This window comes from Novosphingobium clariflavum, from assembly GCF_026420865.1.
In the GTDB taxonomy this organism is placed as follows: domain Bacteria; phylum Pseudomonadota; class Alphaproteobacteria; order Sphingomonadales; family Sphingomonadaceae; genus Novosphingobium; species Novosphingobium clariflavum.
In genome coordinates this window covers 1-5,234 of sequence record NZ_JAPCWC010000059.1, presented here as the reverse complement: position 1 = coordinate 5,234, position 5,234 = coordinate 1, and the positions used below count along the sequence as shown (strand labels likewise).

Here is a 5,234-nt window from a genome sequence, read left to right as displayed (position 1 = left end):
GAACATCATTGCTCCTACGATCGCGCCCCTGTGGTGCACACCTTCGTTGTCGTGCTCTGGCTGCCAATCACCCCTCCGTACATTTCTGGTCCCGGATCGTGAGAAGCGCAGACGCTAAGAGCACCCGCCAAAGGATAGGGATGGTCGGTTGGGACAAGTTTCCATCTGAAGATCGGCCCCACCTTCGGAAGGGCCACTTTCGCGACTTCACCCAAGCTACGATCCGCCTAATCGTACCCAGGACCTTTCCGACCATTAGTATGAGCGGGCCACTTCACCGCTTGCGACTGACGTGTTCGCACACGGTCCAGCGATCCCCAAGTCCGGAAGATCGAGCCTGCCAGAAACAACGTAAAATGGGCGCCGCGCTTCGCAGACCTAAACACAAGACCGCAGTCTGTAGCGCTTCACCCGTTGTGCATTTTCAGGACGGAAATCTTACACATCTTAAATTGAAATGGCACTGCCCCACCATTCGATAGGTAGCCCTGCCGCGAACCGCCAGTAGGCTGCAAGAAAATCGGAGTCGGGAGGGACACAGAAATGAAAAAGGCGATTTGCAGGGTATTGCTCGGGTCGAGCGCCTTGATGATCTGTTCGGGCCAAGCCTGGGCGGACGAGAACGATGCTCCGGCAAACACCGCCGGCGCAATCGGTACCGGCGAAATTATCGTCACGGCTCGGCGAACCGCAGAACGATTGCAGGACGTCCCGGTCGCGGTCACGGCATTTGACAGCAAGGCTCTGGAGCGCTCGACAGTCCAGGAACTGTCGGATGTCAAGTCCATCGCCTCGGGTCTGAATTTCAATTCCGAAGGCGGCAAGAGCACAACCAACGTCAGTCTGCGTGGTGTGGGTCAGTTGCCCGTCGGTCTCACGACCCCAGGCGTGGTGACCTATTTCAACAACATCGCGATCCCCAGCCTTGGATCGAGCATTCCTACCTACGACATCTCGAATGTGCAGGTTCTCAAGGGTCCGCAAGGAACTCTATTCGGCAAATCGACGCTCGGCGGCGCGATCCTCGTAAATACCGTTCAACCAGACCTGTACGATTTCGGCGGCTACGTGAAAGGGACGTATGGTCGCTGGAACTACTGGGCGATCGAGGGGGCGGTGAACGTCCCGATCGTATCGGAAAAGATCGCGTTGCGTGTGGCCGGGCAAATTCGGCGCCAGGACCCTAGGATCCGCTCTCTGGATGCGGACTTCTTCGCGTTGCCGGAAGTGAAGGCTTTGGGCGCCACGGATCCGAGAGCCAACAATTATCCCGGCTTCGAGAACATCAAGAACGACAGTGTTCGGGTATCGCTCACAATTGCCCCGACCGAGGGGATTACGAACACGACGGTCGCCGAATATTTCAAGGCCGATGAACTGGCCTCCGGTCTATACCTGTACAAGGCAGATTTCTCACCGCTCCAGTCGGCCGTTTTCCTGCCTCTCCTTGGTAGCGCCAGCCGGGCGGCCAGCGCCGTCCAACTTGCGAGCCTCGCGGAGGCGTATGCACAGGAACATCCTCGTGGCGCATTCGACGGAGGGATTAACGGAGGCCGCGCGTACCGAAAGTCGATCGCAGTCGTCAACACCACTGACGTTGAGCTGAGCGACAGCTTCTCTCTGAGGAACATTTTCGGTTATCGGAAGAACACTAATAATCAGTCCATTAACACTGCCGCCGTGCCGGTTCTGGATCAAGGGGGCGTAGCGAATCCTTTCCTCGGCGGTCTTGTTACTCAGCCGTTCATCACGTATTACGCCGAACAACGGTATGTTCGAGACTATATCGATAACGACTTCCAGTTTATCTATAAGGGTTCGGGTGGACTAAACGGTATTCTCGGCGTCTATTACAGTGTAGATGGCCCCGCAGGACCATCAGGCGATCAGTTTACCGTATTCTCTTCACTTGGCCGCGTTCCGCCAACGACTACTCATGTGAAAAATCAGAGTCTCGCGGTGTACGGACAGTTTGCCATCCCGCTCACCGATAAGTTGAATTTCAACATCGGCGGTCGCTACAGCTGGGATAAGTCTGAATTCTGCTACAATCCAGGTAACACAGCCACGTTCGCATCGGTTGATTTCTCGCAGTGTAAGCAGAATATCGCCGATCGGGTGGGCACACCGACCGAATTCAGCGACGGCTTTGGCCAAGCTTCGGTCAAGGACAACTACCCGACATGGACCATTGGGTTTGACTACAAGATCAGCCCCGATTTCATGGTCTATATCACGAGCCGCCGCGGCGTTCGCCCCAAGAACCTCAATTTCCCGCTGTTTGAATCTGCTCCGGTGACCTGCCCATCCAAGGCCTACTCGATGTCCTGCGTGGACCTGCGCGGATACCAGACTATCAAGCAGGAACGGGTGACCGACGTTGAAATCGGCGAGAAGCTGACCTTTAATGTGGCCGGCGCACAAGGACGGCTCAATGTCGCAGCGTTCTATTCTCGTTACGACAACGCCACGCAGTTCCTGTCGAATTCTGGAAACTTCCTGTTTCCTCGCGGAACTCTCGACGCGCCGCCCTCCTCGATCATCATCAATGCGGCCGATCTCAACATCTATGGTGTCGAGATCGATGCCAGTGTGTCGCCGGACCGCAACCTCACTCTGGGCTTCAACGGCGCGATCACGAAGACGGACGTGGCAAAGCTGCTTCCCGTCAATACGAATGGCGAACTCGGGCCAAATGTTGGATCCTTCGGCGCAGATCAGATCAACAGGCTGACACCGACATTCTCCGGTACCGTCACGGCTAGCTGGATCACGCCCGTGCATCCGGCAAATGCCGATGTCATCCTCAGCGGCGATCTTTACATGACTGCTGATTACGGCGGCCAGCAGGGCTATCAACTGAAGGGCTATTCCCTCGCCAATGGGCGTATCGACGTCAAGGGAATTGCAGGCACAGGGCTAGACCTTGGCTTTTACGTCAAGAACCTGTTTGACGTTCAGTACCAGGCGGGCGTTTCGGTCATTCTGCCGAATGCTCCGTACAACAGTCTGTACCTAGGCCCCCCCCGCACCTGGGGTGTCGAGGCAACCTACAGGTTCTGATAGCCGGAACTGCTATGGAGGGGCGGACGCAGTCCGCCCCTTTTGACTTTGAATTACCCTGGAAGCGTCGAGACCTCCTCGGCATAGACAGTGTTATTTCCGTACAGGAGAATAGTGATGAAAACCGGTGGCGTTATCGGGTTGGGATCAATTGGCGGGGGCGTTGCCGTATGCCTTCAGCGATCCGGCCAGCTTGCAGCGATCTACGACGTTCATGCGGCAGCGGCGGATCGCATAAAGGGGGCGCCACCGATCTCCTCTAGCCCCCGTACCTTGGCCGAAGTTTCGGACTGCGTGCTGATTGCGGTCCTCAACGGGGAGCAGACTCTTGCAGTTCTATTCGGACCAGACGGAGTACTTGCGGCAAACAAACCCGGCCAGACCATCATTCTGCTGTCGACGATCAACATGGCAGATCTCGCCAGCGCGCAGGCAATGTGCAAGGATGCTGGCGTTATCCTCATCGACTGCGGGGTCACGAACGGACCGAAGTCTGCCGAAAATGGGCTCATTTGTATGGCAGGCGGAGAAGACGATCACCTTGCGGCTGCTAAGCCCGTATTCGACGGATTCGCACAGCAAGTGCTACACATGGGCGGGCCTGGAGCCGGTATGGCGGCCAAGATCGCCCGCAACACCACGTACTTTGGCTGCATGAGAGCGGGTTACGAGGGGGCAGTCATTGCCCGCAACTACGGAGTCAGCCTCGATCAACTCACTCTCGCGTTGTCAGGCGACCCGACCGCCGGCGGTGGACTTGAAGGCGCTCTTTCCATGGCAAAACGTCCCGAAGCGGACGGGAATGCCGAGGAGACGAAACTGCGCGAATATTTCCAGATGCTCATGATGAAGGATCTGGACGTCGCGATTGCCGAGGCGGCTCGCTTCGGCGTCCGTCTGCCCATGGTAGAACTGATCCGGGAGAACGCCGCTTCTACATCAGGACTGGAATATCCGCTCGGCCAACCAATCGGCGCATGACGCGCCCGTAACCAGACCGCGGACGACCAAGCGGATATGGCTTAGTGCATTCGCGATAGTCGTCGCGCGGTCTGATAGGGTTGCCGAAGCGTTAAAACACATGGCGCCGGAAGCTGTGAGGCAGGATGCTCTCGCAGCTTACGCCCGGTCCTGCCGGGCAGGGACATCCGGCCTCTAGCGGCGCGGCCGCTGCCGTTCATGGACTGCGCTTGTGAGTGCGACCCGTTTTTTTTCCTCAAGAACCCGCCAAACCGCTCTGACTGGACTACAACGCGCCAAAGCGCCGGTTTGTAGCGAACAGCGGCCTAGCGCCTATCTTATGGAAGGTTGCGCAGGCCACGCGTTGACGCATTTGCCCTCGTCTGATCGCAGCGCGAAACAGGACTAGGCGCTTCGGTAAACCAGGATGGCAGCGCACAGGCGAGCGGTCTGGCCAACGGGGCAAAGAGGATTCGGAGAAGATTTGATGGCGAGCGCACCCACACAGGAAATTCCTCCCCACGTACCGGCCGAGCTGGCAAAGTGGTTGCCGTATTTCGCGCGCGAGGAAGTGAAGGACTGCCCTCAGGAAACGCTCATTCCAGAGATGCACCGTACTTTGGGGCCGATTACGTACGTCACCAACATCTTCCCCGGCGACAAGCCCGGCTGGCTGCTCACCGGCTATGACGACACGATGGCTATGCTTCGCGATCCCGACAATTTCACCAAGAACGGCATGGGCCAGTGGTCCCAGAGCATCGGCGCAGACTGGTTGGTCGTGCCCACGGAGGTGGACCCTCCGATGCACAGTTTCTACCGCAAGGCCCTGAACCCACAATTCTCGCCGCAGAAGATGGCCGCGATGAAGGACGAGCTGCGGCGACGCGCAAGCGACCTCATCAAGGCATTCAAAGACCTCGGCCACTGCGATTTCGTGAACGAATTCTCTGAGCGCTACCCGATCTTCATCGTACTCGACCTTCTGGGACTTCCGCAGGAACGGATGGACGAGTTCCTGGCCTGGGAAAAGGAGATGTTGCACACGAATGACTGGGAGGTCCGCAGCAACGCGGTGCGCCAGGTCGTGGCTTATCTGCAGTCCGAGATCGATGCTCGCCGCCGTCAACCTCAGGACGACTACATCACCAGGATATTCGAATTCGAAGCCGAAGACGGCCGCAAGTGGAATAACGAAGAAGTCCTCGGCC

General features: G+C 57.6%; 2 protein-coding genes and 1 pseudogene. All 3 read left to right on the top strand.

Annotated features, from left to right (window positions below; genetic code table 11):
• Positions 1-543 precede the first annotated feature (543 nt).
• Entirely contained in the window at positions 544-3,063 is a 2,520-nt protein-coding gene (locus tag OKA11_RS24065) for a TonB-dependent receptor (protein ID WP_267225111.1), read from the top strand.
• Between the two features lie 117 nt (positions 3,064-3,180).
• The gene (locus tag OKA11_RS24060) at positions 3,181-4,044 is read left to right on the top strand and encodes an NAD(P)-dependent oxidoreductase (protein WP_267225109.1); all 864 of its coding nucleotides are present in this window, start codon (positions 3,181-3,183) and stop codon (positions 4,042-4,044) included.
• A gap of 466 nt (positions 4,045-4,510) precedes the next feature.
• A pseudogene (locus OKA11_RS24055) lies at positions 4,511-5,234 on the top strand (cytochrome P450); the annotation flags it as partial.